This is a genomic window from Streptomyces sp. NPDC048664, assembly GCF_040650555.1.
Classification (GTDB): Bacteria; Actinomycetota; Actinomycetes; order Streptomycetales; family Streptomycetaceae; genus Streptomyces.
This window is the reverse complement of the sequence record NZ_JBEZHK010000006.1, coordinates 63,172-82,929: the sequence shown is the minus strand read 5'-3', so window position 1 is coordinate 82,929 and position 19,758 is coordinate 63,172. Positions and strand designations below refer to the sequence as shown.

Annotated in this window: 17 protein-coding genes; 2 read left to right on the top strand and 15 right to left on the bottom strand. The window is 73.6% G+C overall.

The window, feature by feature from the left end; genetic code table 11:
• Positions 1-247 precede the first annotated feature (247 nt).
• The gene (locus AB0C59_RS08775) at positions 248-1,768 is read left to right on the top strand and encodes an APC family permease (protein WP_363002068.1); all 1,521 of its coding nucleotides are present in this window, start codon (positions 248-250) and stop codon (positions 1,766-1,768) included.
• 21 nt (positions 1,769-1,789) lie between these two features.
• On the opposite strand, the gene AB0C59_RS08770 is transcribed toward AB0C59_RS08775, so the two are convergent.
• The 9 genes from AB0C59_RS08770 to AB0C59_RS08730 all read right to left on the bottom strand — a co-directional run bounded on the left by AB0C59_RS08770 (position 1,790) and on the right by AB0C59_RS08730 (position 11,587).
• Positions 1,790-2,386 carry a Uma2 family endonuclease gene (locus tag AB0C59_RS08770; RefSeq protein WP_363002066.1) on the bottom strand — a complete coding sequence of 199 codons (597 nt, stop codon included), beginning with the start codon at positions 2,384-2,386 and terminating at the stop codon, positions 1,790-1,792.
• 87 nt (positions 2,387-2,473) lie between these two features.
• Entirely contained in the window at positions 2,474-3,694 is a 1,221-nt protein-coding gene (locus AB0C59_RS08765) for a cytochrome P450 (protein WP_363002064.1), read from the bottom strand.
• Between the two features lie 136 nt (positions 3,695-3,830).
• Positions 3,831-4,505, bottom strand: a complete 675-nt coding sequence (locus AB0C59_RS08760) for a response regulator transcription factor (protein WP_363002062.1) — start codon at positions 4,503-4,505, stop codon at positions 3,831-3,833.
• Positions 4,502-5,866, bottom strand: a complete 1,365-nt coding sequence (locus tag AB0C59_RS08755) for a histidine kinase (protein WP_363002060.1) — start codon at positions 5,864-5,866, stop codon at positions 4,502-4,504. Before AB0C59_RS08755 ends, AB0C59_RS08760 begins: the two co-directional genes overlap by 4 nt.
• 36 nt (positions 5,867-5,902) lie before the next feature.
• Positions 5,903-7,036, bottom strand: coding sequence for an acyltransferase (locus tag AB0C59_RS08750; RefSeq protein ID WP_363002398.1), 1,134 nt, complete (start codon positions 7,034-7,036; stop codon positions 5,903-5,905).
• 118 nt (positions 7,037-7,154) lie between these two features.
• Positions 7,155-8,219 carry an alpha/beta hydrolase gene (locus tag AB0C59_RS08745; RefSeq protein WP_363002059.1) on the bottom strand — a complete coding sequence of 355 codons (1,065 nt, stop codon included), beginning with the start codon at positions 8,217-8,219 and terminating at the stop codon, positions 7,155-7,157.
• A gap of 176 nt (positions 8,220-8,395) precedes the next feature.
• The gene (locus AB0C59_RS08740; RefSeq protein WP_363002057.1) at positions 8,396-9,301 is read right to left on the bottom strand and encodes an alpha/beta hydrolase; all 906 of its coding nucleotides are present in this window, start codon (positions 9,299-9,301) and stop codon (positions 8,396-8,398) included.
• A gap of 185 nt (positions 9,302-9,486) precedes the next feature.
• Complete coding sequence (gene kynU / locus AB0C59_RS08735) at positions 9,487-10,719, bottom strand: kynureninase (RefSeq protein ID WP_363002055.1); 1,233 nt, start codon at positions 10,717-10,719, stop codon at positions 9,487-9,489.
• Positions 10,712-11,587 (bottom strand): tryptophan 2,3-dioxygenase family protein, encoded by an 876-nt coding sequence (locus tag AB0C59_RS08730; RefSeq protein ID WP_363002053.1) that lies wholly within the window; start codon positions 11,585-11,587, stop codon positions 10,712-10,714. Before AB0C59_RS08730 ends, kynU begins: the two co-directional genes overlap by 8 nt.
• A 281-nt stretch (positions 11,588-11,868) precedes the next feature.
• Here AB0C59_RS08730 and AB0C59_RS08725 point away from each other — a divergent pair, with 281 nt between their 5' ends.
• Entirely contained in the window at positions 11,869-12,288 is a 420-nt protein-coding gene (locus tag AB0C59_RS08725) for a DUF3151 domain-containing protein (RefSeq protein ID WP_363002051.1), read from the top strand.
• Between the two features lie 326 nt (positions 12,289-12,614).
• Here AB0C59_RS08725 and AB0C59_RS08720 read toward each other — a convergent pair whose 3' ends face one another.
• From AB0C59_RS08720 to AB0C59_RS08695, 6 genes are all read right to left on the bottom strand, one after another.
• Entirely contained in the window at positions 12,615-14,174 is a 1,560-nt protein-coding gene (locus tag AB0C59_RS08720; RefSeq protein ID WP_363002049.1) for an MFS transporter, read from the bottom strand.
• Positions 14,175-14,261: 87 nt separating this feature from the next.
• Positions 14,262-15,293: a class II fructose-bisphosphate aldolase gene (gene fbaA, locus AB0C59_RS08715; RefSeq protein ID WP_363002047.1), complete on the bottom strand. Its 1,032-nt coding sequence runs from the start codon at positions 15,291-15,293 to the stop codon at positions 14,262-14,264.
• 148 nt (positions 15,294-15,441) lie between these two features.
• Positions 15,442-16,014 (bottom strand): orotate phosphoribosyltransferase, encoded by a 573-nt coding sequence (gene pyrE / locus AB0C59_RS08710; RefSeq protein ID WP_363002045.1) that lies wholly within the window; start codon positions 16,012-16,014, stop codon positions 15,442-15,444.
• A gap of 10 nt (positions 16,015-16,024) precedes the next feature.
• On the bottom strand, positions 16,025-16,813 hold the full coding sequence (locus tag AB0C59_RS08705) for an aldose 1-epimerase (protein ID WP_363002043.1): 789 nt from the start codon (positions 16,811-16,813) through the stop codon (positions 16,025-16,027).
• Positions 16,814-16,867: 54 nt separating this feature from the next.
• Positions 16,868-18,022, bottom strand: a complete 1,155-nt coding sequence (locus tag AB0C59_RS08700) for an SRPBCC family protein (protein WP_363002041.1) — start codon at positions 18,020-18,022, stop codon at positions 16,868-16,870.
• 60 nt (positions 18,023-18,082) lie between these two features.
• Complete coding sequence (locus AB0C59_RS08695; RefSeq protein ID WP_363002396.1) at positions 18,083-19,741, bottom strand: polyamine aminopropyltransferase; 1,659 nt, start codon at positions 19,739-19,741, stop codon at positions 18,083-18,085.
• Between the last annotated feature and the right edge of the window lie 17 nt (positions 19,742-19,758).

Here is a 19,758-nt window from a genome sequence, read left to right as displayed (position 1 = left end):
CGGGGGTGCTCGGCGGAGTCGCGCGACGGGGTCGTGTGGCGGGGTCATGTGGCGGGGTCATGTGGCGGCGTGTGCCGCGGTGTCCGGTTCCGGCGTGTCGGGTACCGGGGAGTCGACAGATTTCTCTAAAGGTCTGGTTGACAAACATTTAACGTGCGGACACGCTTGGTCGACTCATTCGGGCCACAGAGTTCCACTCCGGCAGCAGTGCGCAGCGCGATCACGGCACCATGGAAAGGGCCACCCGATGGCAGTACAGAATGACTTGGTCCCGGACGCGAAGACGGGCGACGGCGACGGTGAAGGCACCGTTCATCGGCTGAAACCCAACGCCGTCGGGTTGCTCGGTGTGGTGTTCATGGCCGTGGCGACCGCCGCGCCGATCACGGCCATGACGGGCAACGTGCCCTTCATGGTCTCGGCGGGCGACGGCATCGGCGCGCCCGCCGGATATCTCGTCGCAATGGTCGTCCTGGCAATCTTTTCCGTCGGTTTCACCTCGATGGCGAAACACATCACGTCGACCGGCGCCTTCTACGGCTTCATCTCCTACGGCCTCGGCCGCACCGCGGGTCTCGCGTCGGGACTGCTGGCGACCTTCGCCTACGCCGTCTTCGAGCCCGCCCTGATCGGCATCTTCTCGACCTTCGCCACCACCACGCTCAGGGACCAGACCGGCCTGGCCATACCGTGGTGGGCGTTCGCGGTGGTGATGCTCGCCCTCAACGCCACCGGCACCTGGTTCGGCATCGACGTCGCCGAGAAGCTGCTGGTCGTGCTGCTGGCCACCGAGGTCACCGTCCTCGCGGCGATGGCGGTGTCCGTGGCCCTGCACGGCGGCGGACCGCACGGCTTCACCTTCGCCCCCGTCAACCCGGTCAACGCGTTCAAGGGCACGAGCGCCGGCCTCGGGCTGTTCTTCGCCTTCTGGTCGTGGGTCGGCTTCGAGTCGACGGCGATGTACGGCGAGGAGTCCCGCGACCCGAAGCGGATCATCCCCAAGGCGACGATGATCTCGGTGCTCGGCGTCGGGGTGTTCTACGTCCTCGTGTCCTGGATGGCGATCAGCGGCAGCGGGGAGGCTGAGGCGGTCAAGGCCGCGTCGTCGGCGAACCCGCTCTCCCTCTTCTTCAACCCCACCGAACGCTATGTGGGGCACTGGGCGGTGGACGTCATGCAGTGGCTGATGATCACCGGCTCGCTGGCGTGCGGCATGGCCTTCCACAACTGCGCCGCGCGCTACATGTACGCGCTGGGCCGTGAGGGCGTCCTGCCGTCGCTGCGCCGGACCGTGGGGCGCACCCACGCACGGCACGGCTCGCCGCACATCGCGGGCCTGGTGCAGACGGCCGTCAGCGCGGTGCTGCTCGGCGGCTTCTGGGCGGCGGGCAAGGACCCGTACACCGGGACCTACGTCCTGCTGGCCATCCTCGGCACCATGGCGATCCTGGTCGTCCAGGCCGTGTGCTCGTTCGCGGTCCTCGTCTACTTCCGCTCCCACCACCCCGAGAGCCGCCACTGGTTCAAGACCCTCACCGCCCCGCTGATCGGCGGGGTCGCGATGCTGGGCGTGGTGGCGCTGCTGCTGTCCAACATGGGCGCCGCCGCCGGCCCCGAGTCCGGCTCACTCGTCCTGAAGGCGACCCCGTGGCTGGTGGCCCTGGTCGCGGCGACGGGTATCGGCTACGCCCGCTACCTGAAGCGACGCGCCCCGGAGCGGTACGCGCTGCTGGGACGCACGGTGCTGGAGGAGACGAAGGAGCGGTAGCCACCGGGGGAACCGAGCCCCTCAGTCCGCCCAGCGCTTCAGCTCCGCGGTGTCCAGCTCGATGCCGACGGGCATCGGCAGGGTGACCTTGCCGCCGAGCCTGACCGTGTGGACGTCGGCGTAGCCGCCCTCGGGATCGGGCTCGCTGTGGACGAGGATCGTGTGGTGGTCCCGGTCGATCAGCAGATAGACCGGGATGCCCGCCTCGGCATAGGCGCGCGGCTTGTCCACACGGTCACGCCGGTGGGTGTCCGCGTCGTACGACGTGATCTCGACCGCCATCAACACGCCGTCGGGGTCGGCCCATTCGCCCTGGTCCGTGAAGTACCCCACCCGTGTCAGCACGGCGTCGGGTCGCGCACGCCCCTTCCGGTACGCCTCGACCTTCAGGCCCTGGCCCGTCGTGTTGAGGGTGAGGTCCGGTCGTGCGTGCTTGCACTGGAAGACCAGCCACATCGCCGGCTCGCCGTGGTTACCGTTCGTCACCTTCTTGAGCCCGATCCGTCCGTCGATGAACTCGAACCTGACGGTCTCGTCCTCAGAGGCGGCGAACTCGGCCATCCGCTCGAACAGGTCCACCGACATCCGAGACGACGTGCGCTCTGCCATGACCGTCATGGTGTCTCCCTTCGCAGGCGAGCACCAGCATGGCCGGGCCCGGCGGACCCCGGCCCCGGCCTGCCCCGCGATCAGCCGAACGGGTGATCAGTCGATCGTCACGTCCAGGCTTTCCAGGCCCCTGATCACGAAGTTCGGCTTGCGGGTCGGGGGTGTGGTCGGGCTCAGGGTCGGGGCGCGGTCCAGGAGGGCCGTCATCGACGCCGCCAGCTCGATGCGGGCCAGGGGCGCGCCGATGCAGTAGTGGATGCCCGCGCTGAAGGAGATGTGCGGGTTGTCGCGGCGGGTCAGGTCCAGGCGCTCGGGGGCGGTGAAGACCGCCGGGTCGTGGTTGGCCGAGCCGAAGAGGAGGGCGATCTCCGCGCCGCGCGGGATCACCGTCCCGTCGATCTCGATCTCGTCCAGGACCCAGCGTTCGAAGAGCTGGAGCGGGGTGTCGTAGCGCATCAGCTCCTCGACGGCGGTCGGGACGAGGCTGTGGTCGGCGCGCAGCGCGGCGAGCTGGGCCGGGTTGCGGAACAGGGCCGACCAGCCGTTGACCGTCGCGTTCACCGTGGCCTCGTGCCCCGCGTTCAGCAGCAGGACGCAGGTCGAGATCATCTCCTGCTCGGTGAGCCGGTCGCCCTCGTCGTACGCCGCGATCAGGCCCGAGATCAGGTCCTCGCCCGGGTCCGCGCGGCGCTCGGCGATCAGCCCCCGCAGATAGTCGGAGAACTCGGTCGAGGCCAGCACCGCCTGCCGCGCCGTCTCCTGCGACGGCCCCAGCTCGTACATCCCGCAGATGGCCGACGACCAGGGCCGCAACCGGTCCCGGTCCGCCTCGGGGACACCCAGCATCTCGGCGATCACCGCGACGGGCAGCGGTTCGGCGACGTCCGCGAGCAGATCGCCCCCGCCGCGCTCCACCAGGCGGGCCACCAGCTCCCCGGCCAGGTCCTGGACGTACGGCTTCAGGCGCTCCACCGTCCGCGGGGTGAACGCCTTCGAGACCAGTCGCCGGATCCGGGTGTGGTCCGGCGGCTCCAGGTCGAGCATGCCGTGGTCGTTGAGCGTGTGGAACGGCTCCTGCTCGGGCGGCGGCGCGGTGCGCCCGAAGTCCTCGTGCGTGAACCGGTGCTGGTACGTCCGGCCCAGGCGCCGGTCCCTCAGCAGCGCCGACACGTCGGCGTGGTGCGGGACCAGCCACTGGTCGCTGGGCTCGTAGTAGTGCACCCGGCCCTTCGCGCGCAGCTCGGCGTAGGCGGGGTAGGGGTCGGCGAGGAACGCCGGGTCCCAGGGGTCGAACGCGAGGGAGGATCGGGCTGCCATGAACGGACGCTAGCCCGGCCTCCCCCTCGGTGACCAGAGGCCAAGTGACCAGAGGCCCGGTGACCAGAGGCTCGGTGACCGGAGGCCCGGTCACCCGAGGCGCGGTGACGTGACCTGGTCCTCGCCGGGGCGGCGGTCAGCCCGGCGTCACCAGTCGCGCCTCGTACGCGAACACCGCCGCCTGCGTCCGGTCCCGCAGCCCCAGCTTCACCAGGATGCGGCTGACATGGGTCTTGATCGTGGACTCGGCGACCACCAGCCGCCCGGCGATCTCCGCGTTCGACAGGCCGTGCGCGATGAGGACCAGCACCTCCGTCTCCCGCTCGGTCAGCTCCCCGTACGCCCCCTGCGCGGCGGACGGGAAGCGCGGGCCGTCGGACAGCTTGGAGAACTCCGTGATCAGCCGCCGGGTGACCGAGGGGGCCAGCAGCGCCTCCCCCGCCGCCACGACCCGCACGCCGTCGGCGAGTTGACGTGCCGAGGCGTCCTTGAGCAGGAAGCCGGAGGCCCCCGCCCGCAGCGCCTGGTACACGTACTCGTCGAGGTCGAACGTCGTCAGGACCAGCACCTTCGCCGACGCGTCCGCGGCGACGATCTCGCGGGTGGCCTCGATGCCGTTCATCTCCGGCATGCGGATGTCCATCAGCACCACGTCCGGGGCCAGTTCGCGGACCCGCCCGACCGCCTCCCGGCCGTTGACCGCCTCTCCCACGACCTCGATGTCCGGCATCGCCCCGAGCAGCACCGAGAAGCCCTCCCGGACCATCATCTGGTCGTCCGCGATCAGGACGCGGATGGTTCCCGCGCTCACGCGGCGTCCTCCGTCCCGGGCATGGCCACCGGCAGGAACACCGCCACCTCGTATCCCCCGTCGTCCGTCGCCCCGGCGGTCATCTCGCCGTTCAGCATCGTGACCCGCTCACGCATGCCCGTCAGGCCGTGCCCCGCGCCCTGCGTCGACTTCTCCAGGTCGGGCCGGGGCGGCGGCCCGTTGACGATGCGCAGGCCGAGGCCGCCCAGCACATAGCCGACCTCCACGCGGGCAGAGGCGCCCGGGGCGTGCCGCAGGGTGTTGCTGAGGGCCTCCTGGACCATGCGGTACGCCGACAGCTCGACGCCCTGCGGAAGCTCCCGCACCGCGCCCGTGACCGCCTTCTCCACGCTCAAGCCCGCCTCACGCACATTGGCGAGCAGGGCGTCGAGGTCGGCGAGGGTGGGCTGCGGGGCGTCGGGGGCCTCGTAGTCCTCGGCCCGTACGACGCCGAGGACGCGGCGCAGTTCGGTCAAGGCCGCCACCGCGTTCTCCCGGATGGTGACGAACGCCTTCTCCAGTTCCGGGGGCGGGTTCTGAACCCGGTAGGGCGCGGCCTCCGCCTGGATCGCGACCACCGACATGTGGTGGGCCACCACGTCGTGCAGTTCGCGGGCGATCGTCGTGCGCTCCTCCAGCAGGGTGCGGCGGGAGCGCTCGTGCGCGGTCACCGTCTGCTGCGCGGTCACCTCCTGCTCGGCGTCGTGGCGGATGTGCCAGACGGTGACGACCAGCAGGACCAGCGCGGAGATCACCAGCATGGGCGCCAGGTTGTCGCCGAAGGAGTAGCCGTGGAGGCTCCTGACGGCGAAGGCGTAGATCGCGGTGAACACCCACATCCACGCCGCCGTGCGCGGCCGGGTCCGTATCGCGACCACGGTGAGCACGACCAGGTGGGCGATGAAGGTGCCGGGCTGCCAGGGCCAGTCGTCAAATGAGCCGGACAGCATGGAGGTGACCGCCGTCACGGCCAGGGACAGCCAGAAGGCAGCGGCGGGGCGGACCAGGGTGAGCAGCACCGGGAACAGGGCCATCAGGCCGAACAGGGGGGCCTCCGGGCTCGCGCCGCCGCCCTGCCAGCCGCCGGACATCGCCACCAGGCCGGCCGCCGCCACCAGGCCGTGCCGGGTCCAGGGCCCGTACCGGGCCCGCCACCGGCCCACCGGCCGGCCGCGCCGCCCGCGGACGGTGCGGGGCGGCAGCGGGCGGTAGGCGAGGACGTCGTGGAGCAGGTCCTGCCGCAGGCCGCGCAGGGACCTCACGAGGGCCTGGTACTCCGGGCTGGTCGGTACGTACGGTCTGTACGGACCCTCCGCGCCGTGATGCGACGGCGGCGTCTGTGTCTGGGGCGTCTCGGTCACGGTATCGAAGGTAGGCGGCGGCGGAGGCGGCCGTCGTCACCGGTGAGAGGGGCCTTGGGGATCCGCCTGAAGTACTACGGAGGGGCCGCGGAGGCGCCGGGAGGACGGTGCGGCGGGGGTGGCGCGCCGGCGCGGCCCCTGTTCGTGCCCGCGGAAGGCGGCCCAGCACACGGCCAGCGCGACGGCGAACACCGGGAGCCAGGCCAGCCGGCAGGCCATCCAGGTCAGGCCCGCGGGGGCGGTGTGCAGGCCCGGCAGGGGTCCCGCGAGGAGGCCGGTGGCCGTGGTCGCCATCAGCGCCGTCAGATGCCAGAGATAGATCGTCATGGCGAAGAGGTTCACCATCGCGACCGCCGCCCACAGCGGCAGGCGGCGCCGCATCAGACGGCGCAGCGGTGCGCGCAGCAGCAGGGCCCCTCCGCACTGGGCGACACCGAAGGTGGCGGCGGCCAGGGTCGGCGGATCGAGGTTGGAGACCGCCTCGCCCGGGACGCCGACCATCGACGCCGGGTAGCCCGCGAAGGCCACCAGCAGCACGGTCGCGGCGGTGCCGGCCAGCAGGAGCACCCAGCCCGTGCGCCGGCCCTCCAGTTCGCCGCGCGTCCAGGCCGCGCCGAGGGTGAAGGGCACCGCCCAGCCGGCCGCCACGTTGACCCAGCCGAGCCAGGAGGGGCCGCCGAACCCGAAGCGGACCAGGTCCACGTGGAGGACCACGACCAGCGGCCAGAGGGGGTGGAGGCGGGCCAGCAGGGGGGTCGCCGCCGTCAGCGCCGCGAAGACCAGCAGGAACCACAGGGGGGACAGCGCCAGCTTCACCAGGGTGTGGAGGGTGACCGCGTCCGCGCCGGCCGCGAGCAGGGCGCACGCCAGGACCGTCCACAGGCCGACGAGGGCCGCGACGGGCCGGGTCAGCCGGGCCAGCCGGCCGCGCAGCCACTGCCCGTAGGTGCGGCCCTCGGCGCGCGCGCCGGCCAGGCCCTTCGTCGCCACGTGCCCGCCCACCAGGAAGAACACGGCGAGCGTCTGGAACACCCAGGAGACGGGGGCGAGCCACGGATGGTGGCGCAGCGGGCTCGCGGTGTGCAGGGAGCCGCCGTCCGCGACCAGCGCGGTCACCAGCCAGTGCCCGAGGACGACCCCGAGGACGGCCAGGGCCCGCAGCGCGTCCACGGCACGGTCACGGTCGGCGGGGGTGGCCGCGTCGACACGGCGCGCCGCCTCCCGGAAGCGGGTCGCGGCGGTCGCCGACCGGGCCTTCGCGAGCCCTGCGTGCGCGTGCGGGGGATGCTCACGCACGGGGCGCCTCCGGTGCACGGCCCTGAGTGATGCGGGCGAGGTTGCGCAGGCAGAGCGAACCGGGCCTGAAGTAGTCGCTGTGGCCGCCGCCGCCCGCCGCGAAGACCCGGGCGCCGTATCCGGGCGACACGGGGTCCGCGCCGAAACCGGTGGTGGTGCCGAACAGGTCGGCGCTGACGTGCGGCACGTGCGCGATCCAGTCGCCCGCCCCGCGGCCCGCCCAGACACGGGCCCGGGTGCGCAGCCCGGCGGCACGGTCCACGCCGGTGCCGGGGCTGCCCAGCAGGACGACGTCCTGGACGTCGGCCGCGCCCGCGGCCTTGGCGCAGACCACCGTGCCGTAGGAGTGGCACAGCAGGGAGATGCCGGGCCTCTCGCCCCGCGCCCCGCGCAGTTGGCGCACGAACCGCCGCAGCAGGGGCGCCGCTTCCTCGGCCCGGGTCGTGGTGAGCGCGCTCGGGCTGATCATGCGGGGCGTGTCGTATCCGAGCCAGGCGATGACGGCGGTGTGCGGCCCGGCCGCGCGGTACAGGGCCCCCGCGCCCGCGCCCAGACGGCCGTAGGAGTCCAGGGTGGTGTCGGAGCCCGGGACCAGGACCGCGATGTGCTCCGCCGTGGCCAGGTCCCCGAAGACCTCGGCCACCCGGCCCGTCCCCCGGCCGTCGAAGGCCAGGAGGTGGCGGTCCGGGGAGGCCATGGCCCGCTCGACCGCCGCGCGGTGCCGGTCGCCGTGGCCGTCGGCCATCCGGGACGCCGTCGCGGCGTCCGCGCGGTTCGCGTCGTAGATCGCGGCGATCGTGGCCACCGAGAGCGGGGCGAGCCGGGCCGGGGGCGGCGCCGGGATCGGGGGGCGTACGCCGGCCGAGAGGGGGATGACGACGGCGGCCGCGAGCAGCGCCGTGAGCCCCGTGCGCCGCAGGCGGCCACGGCGCCGGCGGGTGCCCTCGCGGGGCACCGCTCCCTTCGCGGCGGTGCCCCCGGCCGTCGCCGCGCCCGCCCCCCGATCCGTCGCCGCGGCCGCCGCCCGCGCGACCGGGTGCCTCCCCCGGAGTCCCATGGCGTCCTCCCCCTTCCGCCGGCCCGCTCATCGGGCCGTCACGGAAGGGAAGTTACGAAGGGTGAGGTGTAGTCGGCGTCATGCCGAAGAGCCCACTGCGGAGGTAGTCCTCGGGGACTACGGGTACTACGGGCGCCCCGCGGGCGGCGGACGGCCGGGGGCCGCAAAGGCCTTGCTCACCAGGCCAGTTGCGCGATCTCCTCCGCCACCACCGCGCACGCGTCCGCCGCCGGGTCGATCAGGGGGAAGTGGCCCACGTCCTCCAGGAGCGTGAGGCCGACGACCTCACCGGCCCGCGCGGCGGCGTCCGCGTACGCCTCGGCGACCGCCTGCGGGACGACGACGTCCGTACACCCCTGGACCAGGGTGGTGGCGATGCCTGTGGGCAGCAGCAGGGAGGGGTCCGCGTAGGGGCGCCGCCGCTCGAACCACGTCGGGCCGCCCAGGAGTTGCGTCTCCGCCCCACCGCACACCCCGAGGTCCCGCGCGGTCTCGAAGTCCGCGATCGGGGCGAGCGCCACCACTCCCCGCAGCGGCGCCGGCCGGTCCGTACGCCACGGGGAGTCCTTCGGCAGGACATGGCGGGCCGCCAGCCACAGGGCGAGCTGACCGCCCGCCGAGTGCCCGGTGATCACCATGCGGCGCGGATCGGCCCCGGGCAGCGCCCGGCCCACGAGGTCGGGAAGCGCGTCGAGCGCGGTGGCGACGTCGTCGAAGGTGTCGGGCCAGCGGCCCGCCGCCGGAGCCGTGCCGCCGCTCTCGGCCGCACAGCCGTCGGCCTGGGCCGGGATGAGGGCGCCCCTGCGGTACTCGACATTGGCCACGGCGAAGCCCCCGCGGGCCAGGAAGTCCGCGAACGGGCTGATGTGCAGGCGGTCGTAGGGCGAGCGCCACGCTCCCCCGTGCAGCACGACGACGAGCGGGGCGGCACCCGCGGGGCCGGCCGGCTCCACACCCCTGGCGGCGTAGAAGTCGACGACCTGGTCGGGATGGTCGCCGTAGGCGGCGGTGGCGTCCGGCTCGACGGGAGGATGGGAGAAGAGGGACGCCTCCTCCGCGGCGTCGCGGGCGTCGTCCGGCATGCTCCAACCTCTCAGCGGCGAGACGGGATACGACCGCCGTGACCGGTGGGCGGCCGGGCGTTCGCGGGGACGCTACCAGGGCGGACGGCACCGGCCCACGGGACCGCCCGCGGGACCGCTCGACGAACGGTCCCGCAGGACCTCACCGCGTCCCCGGGGCCACCGGGGTCCCGGGGAGGCGCCCCTCAGGACAGGGTCTCCCCCAGGATCCGGGCCGCCCGCTCCACGTCCGCGAACCCCACGTACAGCGGGGTGAACCCGAACCGCAGCACGTCCGGCGGACGGAAGTCGCCGACCACGCCGCCCGCGACGAGCCGCCGCATCACCTCTCCCGCGTCACGGCACCGCAGCGCCACCTGGCTGCCCCGCTCCGCGTGCGCGAGGGGGGTCAGGCACTCGACCGCGCCCCGGGGGACGTGGGCGGCCACGCACTCCAGGAAGAAGTCCGTGAGCGCGAGGGACTTGGCGCGCACCGCCTCGACGGTGACGCCGTCCCACACGTCGAGCGCCGCCTCCAGGGCGAGCAGGGACAGGATGTCCGGGGTGCCGACACGGCCGCGCACCGCGCCCGGCGCCGCCTCGTAGTCCGGCCGCATGCCGAAGGGCTCGGCGTGCGAGTTCCAGCCCGGCAGCGGGGAGTCGAAGCGGTCCTGGAGGTCCCGGCGTACATAGAGGTAGGCCGGGGAGCCGGGGCCGCCGTTCAGGTACTTGTAGGTGCAGCCGACCGCCAGGTCGACCCCGTGCTCGTCCAGGCCGACCGGCAGGGCGCCCGCGCTGTGGCACAGGTCCCAGACCGCCACGGCTCCCGCCGCGTGCACGGCGGCCGTGAGCCCCGGCAGGTCGTGCAGCCGGCCGGTGCGGTAGTCGACGTGGTTGAGCAGCACCGCGGCCGTACGGCCGGACAGGGCCTCGGGCACCTCGGCCGGGGCGACCGGGCGCAGGGTGCGGCCGGTCATCCGGGCCGCCGACCCGGCGAGGTAGCCGTCGGTCGGGAACGTGGTCGCGTCGACCAGGATCTCGTCCCGGCCTGTCCCGTCGGCCATGCGCACGGCGGCCACGAGCGCCTTGAACACGTTGACGCTGGTCGAGTCGCCCACCACGATCTGCCCGGGCGCCGCGCCCACCAGCGGGGCGATCCGGTCGCCGATCCGCTCCGGCGCCGTCCACCAGCCGCTCTCGTCCCAGGACCGGATCCGCAGCGATCCCCACTGCCGGCGGACGACGTCGTCCATCCGGTCCGCCACGTGGGCGGGCAGGGCACCCAGGGAGTTTCCGTCAAGATAGACGACGTCGTCGAGGGTGAACCTCGCGCGCAGCGGGGCCAGTTCGTCGGCCGCGTCCAGCGCCGCGGCCGTCGCGGCCACCCCGGTCGCCGAGGTGCCCTCGGTCGCCGCAGTCGCCTCGGTCGCCTCAGACATGGGACCGGGCCGTCCACAGCTCGGGGAACACGTTCTTCTGCGCCCGCTTCTCCAACCAGGCCACCCCGGCGGAACCGCCCGTGCCGACCTTGGAGCCCATCGCGCGCCGGGTGGCGAGCAGATGGTCGGTGCGCCAGCGCAGCACCAGTTCCGCGACGTCGGTCAACGCCTCACCCAGACGCGCGAGTTCGTCCGTCGGGTCCCCCGTGTAGAGGGCGGTCCACACCGCCTCGACCTCGTCCGAGGGCTCGTAGCGCAGGGAGACGTCGCGGGAGAGCACCGCGTCCGGGACCGGGTGCCCGCGCCGTGCGAGCAGCCGCAGCACCTCGTCGTACAGGCTCGGCTCGTGCAGCGCCTTCTCCAGCTCGGCGTGGACACGCGGCGCGCCGCGGTGCGGGACCAGCATGGACGCCGACTTCTCACCGAGCAGGAACTCCATGCGGCGGTACATCGCCGACTGGAAACCGGACCCCTCGCCGAGGGCGGAGCGGTAGGAGTTGAACTGGGCGGGCGTCAGCTGGGCCAGGGGCCGCCAGGACGCGTTCAGCGCCTCCAGCTCCCGTACGGACCTCTTCAGCGCGTCCACCGCCACCGGCACCCGCTCCTCGCGCAGGGCCCGCGCGGCGGTCTCCCACTCGTGGACGAGCACCGTGAACCACAGCTCCATCACCTGGGTGGTGACCAGGAAGACCATCTCGCCCGGATCGTCGGACAGGGGGCTCTGGAGGTGGGTGAGCAGATCCGCCTTGACGTAGTCCTCGTACGGCGTCGTGCCCTGGAAGTCGAGATGCGGGGCCTCGGGCTGCGATGTCCCCTGCGTCCCTGATGTCTCCTGCGTCTCATGGGACTGCTGAGCCTGTGCGGCCATCGCTGTCTCCTGTGTGTGCTCGGGTAGCGGTCCGCCCCTGCCGATGCCGGCACGGGGGCCCCGGTCCCCACGCGCATCCTGCGCAATCATTCCCGGCGCCGCAAGGCACGGGAGGGACGTGGGGGGCGAAGGAAACGGGAGGAACGGGACGCACCCTTATGATCTTGCCCGGGTGCGGGGCCCGGCGCATGTGCGGCACGGCGTCCGCGGCGCTCTTCCGGCGCGGCCCGCGCGTCCGGACGTCCTGCCCCGTGGCCCGCGGCGGGTGGCAGACTGACCGCATGACGACGCACAAGAACCTGCTCGGCGGCCCCGAGCCGACCCGCCTCCCGGAGGACGTGGAGGCGTACCGCCTGCTGGGCGAGGAGTCCCGGCCGCCGGCCGAGGTCGCGGCGAAGCACCCCACGTTCTCGCTGGCCTGGGCGATGCTCGCCGACGACGCCTTCGAGGCGGGACGGGTGGTCGAGTCGTACGCGTACGCGCGCACCGGCTACCACCGCGGTCTGGACGCCCTGCGCCGCGCCGGGTGGAAGGGCCACGGCCCGGTTCCCTGGGAGCACCGGGCCAACCGCGGGTTCCTGCGCTGCCTGGCCGCCCTCGCGCGGGCCGCCGACGCGATCGACGAGAAGGACGAGGCCGAGCGCTGCTGGCAGTTCCTCCAGGACAGCAGCCCCGAGGCCTACGCCGCGCTGCGCCGGTAGCCGGCGGGGGCGGGGCGGCAGCGGTCCGGCACCACCGCGACGCACCGCCGAGCGGCCCCGGCCCCCGGCCAACGGGTGGCGAGGGGCCGATGCCGGATGCCAGATGCCGAGCCAGGGGCACCCGGACGGACACGAGCACTGGGCCGGCGGTTGGCGGGTGGCGGGTGCTGAGCGCCCGGTGACGCATAGCGGCCCGACGCCGCCCGGCGGGCCGTCGGGGCTTCCCCCCTGTCGCCCGGCGACGGCGGGTTGGCGGACACGAGCGCTGGTCCGGCCGGTGGCTGGTGCTGAGCGCCGGGTGACGCATGAGGGCCCGAGGCCGCCGCTCAGGTCTGGGAGCCGCCCGGGCCGCCCGGCGGGCCCTCGGGGCTTCTCGTCCTGTCGTCCGGCGACGGCGGGGCGGCGGCCGGGACGCTGCGGCGGGGTTCCAGGGGCGGTGTCGTGAGGCAGCCGTGGGTGCGGCACTCCGGGCGGCGGCAGTCCGGTGCCGGGCGGCGCACCGTCGCGAAGGCGAGTACCGCCCCGACCACCAGGACCCCCGCGCACAGCGGCATCGCCCGGTCGAAGGCGGCGTCGAACGCGTCCGGCGAGCGATAGGCGTCCGGGCCCATCCCCGTCAGCAGCGGCAGCGCGGCCACCGCCATCAGGCCGGCCGCGCGCGCCGCCGCGTTGTTGACGCCGCTGGCCAGTCCGGCCCGGCCGGTGTCCACCGAGGCGAGCACGGCGGAGGTCAGCGGCGCGACCAGGGTGACCATGCCGGCGCCCATCACCACCAGCGCGGGCAGCACGTCGACGGGGTACGAGGCGTCCTTGCCGACGCGCAGCATCAGCAGCATGCCGCCCGCGCACAGCAGGGGACCGACGGTGAGCGGGATGCGGGGTCCGATGCGCTCGGCGAGGGCGCCCGAGCGGGACGAGAACAGCAGCATCATGACGGTCGTGGGCAACAGGGCCGTACCGGCACGCAGCGGCGAGTAGCCGGCGACCACCTGGAGCTGCAACGCGGTGAGGAAGAAGAAACCGCCGAAGGCCGCGTACACGCACACGGTCACCAGGTTCACCGAGGTGAACTGGCGCGAGGCGAAGATGTCGAGCGGCAGCATCGGGTCCGGCCGGCGCCTCTCCACGACCACGAAGGCGACGCCCGCCGCCACACCCGCGACCGCCGTGAGTGCCACGGCCGGGGAGCCGCCCTGGGCCTCGATCAGGGCGTAGGTGACGAAGGCGAGGGCCAGCGCGCCGAGAACGGCACCGAGGACGTCGAAGCTCCCGTGGGCGCGGTCGTCCTTGGACTCCGGGACGTGCCGGAGCGCGATGGGAGCGCACAGCAGGGCGAGCGGCACGTTGAGGAGGAAGACCCAGCGCCAGCCGGGGCCCGCCACCAGCCAGCCGCCCAGGAACGGGCCGACGGCGGCGCCGATACCGCCGAAGCCGGACCACAGGCCGACCGCGCGGGCCCGGTCGTCCCGGTGGAACGAGGCCTGGATGAGGGCGAGCGAGCCGGGGGTCAGCAGGGCGCCGCCGATGCCCTGGAGGGCGCGGGCGGCGATGAGCATCGTCGCGTCGACGGCGAGCCCGCACAGCAGGGAGGCGCTCGCGAACCAGACGACGCCGACGACGAACACCTTGCGGCGGCCGAAGCGGTCCCCGAGGGAACCGCCGAGCAGGATCAGACCGGCGAGCGTGACCAGATACGCGTTGACGGTCCACTGGAGGGCGGCGAGACCGGCGTCGAGATCCTCCCCGATCCGGGGCAGCGCGACATTGACGACGGTGGAGTCCAGCAGCGCCATGCTGGATCCGAGCACCGTGGTCAGCAGGATCCACTTGCCCCGCGGTGACTCCAGCCTGACGGCGGGACCGAGCTGTTCCGCACTGACAGCCATGCACGGATCATCTCTCGTCCCCCGCGCGCGGGCCAGACCTGGGCGCTCCGGGACGGGTCACCCCGCCCCGGAACACCCGGTGCGTCGCTACTTGATCCGCGTGCCGCTGGAGCGGAGGTTGCCGCAGGCCTCGAGGACGCGCTGGGACATCGACGTCTCGGCCAGCTTGCCCCAGGTGCGCGGGTCGTAGGTCTTCTTGGAGCCGACCTCGCCGTCGACCTTCAGCACGCCGTCGTAGTTCCGGAACATGTGGTCGGCGACCGGACGCGTGAACGCGTACTGGGTGTCGGTGTCGATGTTCATCTTGACCACGCCGTTCTCCAGCGCCGTCAGGATCTCCTGCTCGCTGGAGCCGGAGCCGCCGTGGAAGACGAAGTCGAACGGCTGGCTGCCCGCCGGGCGGCCGTACTGGGCGGCGACGCCCTCGTTGAGCTGCTTCAGCAGCTCGGGGCGCAGCACCACGTTGCCCGGCTTGTACACACCGTGCACGTTGCCGAACGACGCGGCCAGCAGGTAGCGGCCCTTGTCACCGAGGCCCAGCGCCTCCGCCGTGCGCACCGCGTCGTCCACCGTGGTGTACAGCGAGTCGTTGATCTCGTGGGTGACGCCGTCCTCCTCACCGCCGGTGGGGGTGATCTCCACCTCCAGGATGATCCTGGCGGCGCGGGCACGCTCGAGGAGCTCCTGCGCGATCTTCAGGTTGTCGGCGAGGGTCTCCGCCGAGCCGTCCCACATGTGCGATTGGAACAGCGGGTTCTCACCCCGGCCCACACGCTCCTCGGAGAGCGCGAGCAGCGGCCGCACATACCCGTCCAGCTTGTCCTTCGGGCAGTGGTCGGTGTGCAGCGCGATGTTCACCGGGTACTTCTCGGCGACGATGTGCGCGAACTCGGCCAGGGCGACCGCGCCGGTGACCATGTCCTTGCTGTACTGGCCACCCAGGAACTCGGCGCCACCCGTCGAGATCTGGACGATGCCGTCGCTCTCGGCCTCCGCGAAGCCGCGCAGGGCCGCGTGCAGGGTCTGCGACGAGGTCACGTTGATGGCCGGGTAGGCGAACTTGCCAGCCTTCGCCCGGTCGAGCATCTCGTTGTAGACCTCGGGGGTTGCGATGGGCATCTGTCCGCTCCTTGTTGTGCGGGTTGCGGGGATTCGTCCTGCGTACTACAAGCCCTGACCTAGGGGGTGACGTCATCGTCGCGGCCCATCTTCGCAGACCGTGCCGGATACGAGGGGCACCCTGTCCAGCCTGTGGATAACTCCGCGCTCAGTCCAGACCCAGGTCGTCCTTGGAGTACGCGAACAGGTAGGGAACCCCGGTGCCCTCCTGGATCTTCTCGGCCGCTCCGGTCGCCCGGTCCACGATGGTCGCGACGGCGACGACCTCGGCGCCCGCCTCCCGCACCGCCTCCACCGCGGTCAGCGGCGAGCCGCCGGTGGTGGAGGTGTCCTCGACGACCAGTACCCGGCGGCCCCTGATCTCCGGGCCCTCGACGCGGCGCTGCAGACCGTGCGCCTTCGCGGCCTTGCGCACGACGAAGGCGTCCAGCCTGCGGCCCCGCTTGGCGGCGGCGTGCAGCATCGCGCCCGCGACCGGGTCGGCGCCCATGGTCAGGCCGCCCACCGCGTCGAAGTCGAGGTCGGCGGTGAGGTCCAGGAGGACCTCACCCACCAGCGGGGCGGCCTCGCCGTCGAGGGTGATGCGGCGCAGGTCCACGTAGTAGTCGGCCTCCAGGCCCGACGACAGCGTCACCTTGCCGTGCACCACGGCCTTGTCCTTGATCTGCTGGAGCAGCTCGTCACGTGTGCCGTGGGGCCTTGTTTCGTCGAGGTCAGTCATGGCCCTCAGCTTAGAGGCGACGCCAGCTCCACGTCGTCGCGGCCTCCAGCGGCTCGATGGGCGTGACCAGCCGCGGAAGCGTGTTGAGGCCGTTGGGCGGGCCCGTCTGCGGCTCCACGCAGACCGCTTCCTCCTGCTCGTCGTACACCACCACCCATTCCTCCCGGCTGGTGACCTTCAGCTCCAGCAGTCCGGGCCAGGTGAGGGTGACGTCGACTCCGTCGGGCATGCCGAAGCAGTCGTCCCAGGGGCCGGGCTTGCGGTCGATGCGGTGGCCCGTCGGCAGGTGGTCCTCGCCGCGCTCCTCCTGCCACGCCGGGGAGAAGTCGACGCGCGCCTCGGAGCCCTGGATGCTGCGGTTGAACCAGGGGTGCCAGCCGACCTGGGCCGGGAAGGAGGAGTGGTGCGCCTCCACCGCCATGGTGAGCGTGAGGGAGTCCTCGGTGAGTGTGAAGACCTGGGTGACACGGCCGGGGTAGGGCCAGGGGTCCGCCAGGTCCTGGACGAGGACCGCCTCGGCGCCGTCCGCGCGGGCCACCCGCCACGCGCCGTCCCGCACGGTGCCGTGGATGGCGTGCGGCGGGTTGTTGAGGGGCATCTGATGGACCGTGCCGCCGTCGCGGAACCTGCCGTCCCGGACCCGGCCGCACCAGGGCGCCATCGGGAAGCACCCGAACCGCTCGCCCTGCCGCAGCAGTTCGCTCCCGCCGACGCGAAGACTCCGCACGCGTCCGCCGTTTCCCGGCGCCAGGACCACTTCCGCGTCTCCCGCGGCCAACCTGATCTCGTCGTTGCTCACGAGGCCGACCCTACTGGGACCTTCGGCACCCGGCGCTCACGGCGGCCCGCCGGGTCAGCGGCGGCGGCGCAGCATCCGGCCCGCCACGACCACCGACGCGACGACCAGGGCCGCCGCCGGTGCCGCCCAGCGCAGGGTCGCGGTGGCCGTCGCGGTCTCCGGGACGGGTACGGGGGCGTAGCGGCCGCGCGGGGGCGCGTGGTCGACCTCCTCCGCGCTGCGGCCGATCATCGTGCGCCGGGCGTGGGCCGCCTCGGCCTGGGGATCTCCGTCCAGCGAGGAAGCGTCCGGGACAACCGGCGCGTTGTCGTCCTCGCCGTCGAAGCCCCCCGCCAGGTAGTCGTCCCCGGAACCCACACCCGGGCCCGCCCCTCGACCAGAGCCGGAGCCAGTGCCAGGGCCGGTTCCGGTGCCCGTGCCCGCGTCCGTACCGGGGCCGGTACCCGTACCAGGGCCGGAGCCGGCGTCCGTGCTGGAGCCGGTGCCGGTACCCGTACCAGGGCCGGAGTCGGTGCCAGTGCCGGAGTCGGAACCGGTGCCCGTGCCAGGGCCAGGGCCTTCGGCATTGCCGCCCTCGTCGCCCTCGCCGCCCCCGACGCCCTCGTGGTGGCCCTCAGCACCCTCGCGGCCCCCGGTGTCCTCGCCACCCTCGCGCCCCCCAGCGCCCTCGCGGCCTCGGCCGCTCTCGGTGGGCTCGGTGGGATCGGGCTCCTTGGTGGGGAGGAGGTCCTCGATCGGCGGGTCTCCGTCGGCGCGCTTCTCGGCGGGTCCGGGCGTCCCGTCCGACCCGGCCCCGAGTCCCTCCGCGAAGCGCCCCAGCAGCCGCGTCCCGGCCGAGGCGACCGCGTCCTCGGGGAGTTCGGCGATCCGCCCGTCGCCCGTGGCCGTCCCCGTGAAGGCCAGCGTGGTGCCGCCGCGGGCCGGGAGCAGGCGCAGGGACAGGGAGAGCTTCACCCCGCCGGTGCCGCGCGCCTCCAAGGCCTCGGCCTCGATCGCGTACGACGTCTCGTCCTGCCTGCTGACCCTCAGCGTGCCCCGGTAGGTGATCGTGTGTCCCGCGACCCGCACCTTCAGCCGCCCGGCGACCGACTCCGCCTCCGCTCCCACGTCCTGCTGGAGCCCGGGGATCGCGCGGGCCACCCGGGCGGGGTCGGCCAGCGCCTCACCGAGACGCTCGGCGGACATCATGACGAACACCTCATGCTCCATGTCTGCCGAGCCTACCCAGGAGTGCCACGGACGCGCCCCTGTCCCACGTGATTCGTGCCCTCAGTCCAGGTATCTCGGGTGCACCAGCGTCGACGGCGGCAGCCCGGGCACCCGGGTGCGTGCCGCCGCGCGCGCGTCCGCCCGCAGCGCGGCCCGGCTCAGGGTGCCCGAGGGCGGCTCGTGGGGGTCCAGCGTCAGCACCGGGCGGGCGCGTGCGGCGAGCACGAACCCCCAGTCGTCGCAGGCGGCGCCGGACAGGGGCAGGGCCGCGCGGGCGAGACCGGTCGCGGGGGCCGGGGCCAGGTCGGCGACACGGTACGGCACCGTGCTCAGCCCGGCCGCCCGTATCGTCGCCTCGACCGTCCAGAAGGCGCGCGGGCGGGCGGTCACCGGCCCCGCGTGCACCACCAGCCGGCCTCCGGGCGCGAGGGCGCGGCGGGCCAGGCCGTAGAACTCCTGCGAGTAGAGCTTGGTGCTGGACGTGCTCCCCGGGTCGGGCAGGTCCGCGATCACCACGTCATAGGTCCGCCGGGTGTCCCGCAACCAGCGGAAGGGGCCCGCCGCGGCCACGTGGACGCGGCGGTCGGTCAGGGCGTGGCCGTTCAGCGCGGACAGGGCGGGGTCGCGGCGGGCCAGCCGCACCAGTCCCGGGTCGGGGTCGACCAGATCGACCCGGCGCACCCCCGGATGCCTCAGCACCTCGCGCGCGGCGAGACCGTCGCCGCCGCCGAGGACGAGCACGCGCGCGTGCGGGCCGCCGCTGAGCGCGGGGTGGACGAGCGCCTCGTGATAGGCCCGCTCGTCGTCACCGTTCACCCGCAGCCGGCCGTCGAGGAAGAGGTCCAGAGGGCGGCCGTCGGTTCCGCCCGTCAGCACCACCTCCTGGACGCCGGTGCGCAGCGCGACCCGGACGTGCCCGCCGTACACCGCCTGGCGCGCGGCCCGTTCGAAGTCGTCGACCAGGGCCGTCGCCGCGGCGAGCACGCTCAGCACGACGACGTTGGCGATCAGCAGCAGCCAGCGGCCGCGCCGGGTCAGGTCCCGCCGGAACAGGCCGAGCGCGAGGGCGCCCCCGGCGGCCGCGTTGACCATGCCGGTCAGCAGGGCGCCGGTGAGCTGGCCGAACTGCGGCAGCAGCAGGAAGGGGAAGGCGAGGCCGCCGACCAGCGCGCCCACGTAGTCGGCGGCGAACAGGTCCGCGACCGCGCCGCCCGCGTCCTGGCACCGGATGCGCTGGATCAGCTCCATCAGCAGCGGGATCTCGGCGCCGATGAGCAGGCCGATGGCGAGCGAGAAGGCCACCAGCAGCCAGCGCGGGCCGCCGGAGCCGAGGCCGACCCAGTCGCCGCTCCAGGCGAAGACCGCGTAGAGGGCGATCGCGCTGCAGCCGCCGACCAGCGCGAGCGCCGCCTCCACCGCGCCGAAGCCCGCGGCGGCGCGATGGCGCAACCGCTTGGCGGCGAGCGAGCCGATCCCCATGGCGAAGACCATCACCGAGAGCACGACCGAGGCCTGGGTGACCGAGTCGCCGATCAAGTAGGAGGCCAGGGCGACCAGTTCGAGTTCGTAGACCAGGCCGCAGGCCGCGCAGACGAAGACGCCGAGGAGGACGAGGAACCGCCCCGTGCCGGGCCGTACGGGAAGCCGCGCCTGCTCGGGGCCGGCCTCGCCCGGGTGGCGCGGCACGCCGGGTGGCGCATGCGCGTGCGGTTCGATCACCATCGGAACGCTACGTG

Bases quoted from the DNA above. Each gene is read 5' to 3' on its own strand.
- AB0C59_RS08775 (WP_363002068.1), top strand. From the start codon at position 248: ATGGCAGTACAGAATGACTTGGTCCCGGACGCGAAGACGGGCGACGGC.
- AB0C59_RS08770 (WP_363002066.1), bottom strand. From the start codon at position 2,386: ATGACGGTCATGGCAGAGCGCACGTCGTCTCGGATGTCGGTGGACCTG.
- AB0C59_RS08765 (WP_363002064.1), bottom strand. From the start codon at position 3,694: ATGGCAGCCCGATCCTCCCTCGCGTTCGACCCCTGGGACCCGGCGTTC.
- AB0C59_RS08745 (WP_363002059.1), bottom strand. From the start codon at position 8,219: ATGGGACTCCGGGGGAGGCACCCGGTCGCGCGGGCGGCGGCCGCGGCG.
- AB0C59_RS08740 (WP_363002057.1), bottom strand. From the start codon at position 9,301: ATGCCGGACGACGCCCGCGACGCCGCGGAGGAGGCGTCCCTCTTCTCC.
- kynU (WP_363002055.1), bottom strand. From the start codon at position 10,719: ATGTCTGAGGCGACCGAGGCGACTGCGGCGACCGAGGGCACCTCGGCG.
- AB0C59_RS08730 (WP_363002053.1), bottom strand. From the start codon at position 11,587: ATGGCCGCACAGGCTCAGCAGTCCCATGAGACGCAGGAGACATCAGGG.
- AB0C59_RS08725 (WP_363002051.1), top strand. From the start codon at position 11,869: ATGACGACGCACAAGAACCTGCTCGGCGGCCCCGAGCCGACCCGCCTC.
- AB0C59_RS08720 (WP_363002049.1), bottom strand. From the start codon at position 14,174: ATGGCTGTCAGTGCGGAACAGCTCGGTCCCGCCGTCAGGCTGGAGTCA.
- fbaA (WP_363002047.1), bottom strand. From the start codon at position 15,293: ATGCCCATCGCAACCCCCGAGGTCTACAACGAGATGCTCGACCGGGCG.
- pyrE (WP_363002045.1), bottom strand. From the start codon at position 16,014: ATGACTGACCTCGACGAAACAAGGCCCCACGGCACACGTGACGAGCTG.
- AB0C59_RS08700 (WP_363002041.1), bottom strand. From the start codon at position 18,022: ATGGAGCATGAGGTGTTCGTCATGATGTCCGCCGAGCGTCTCGGTGAG.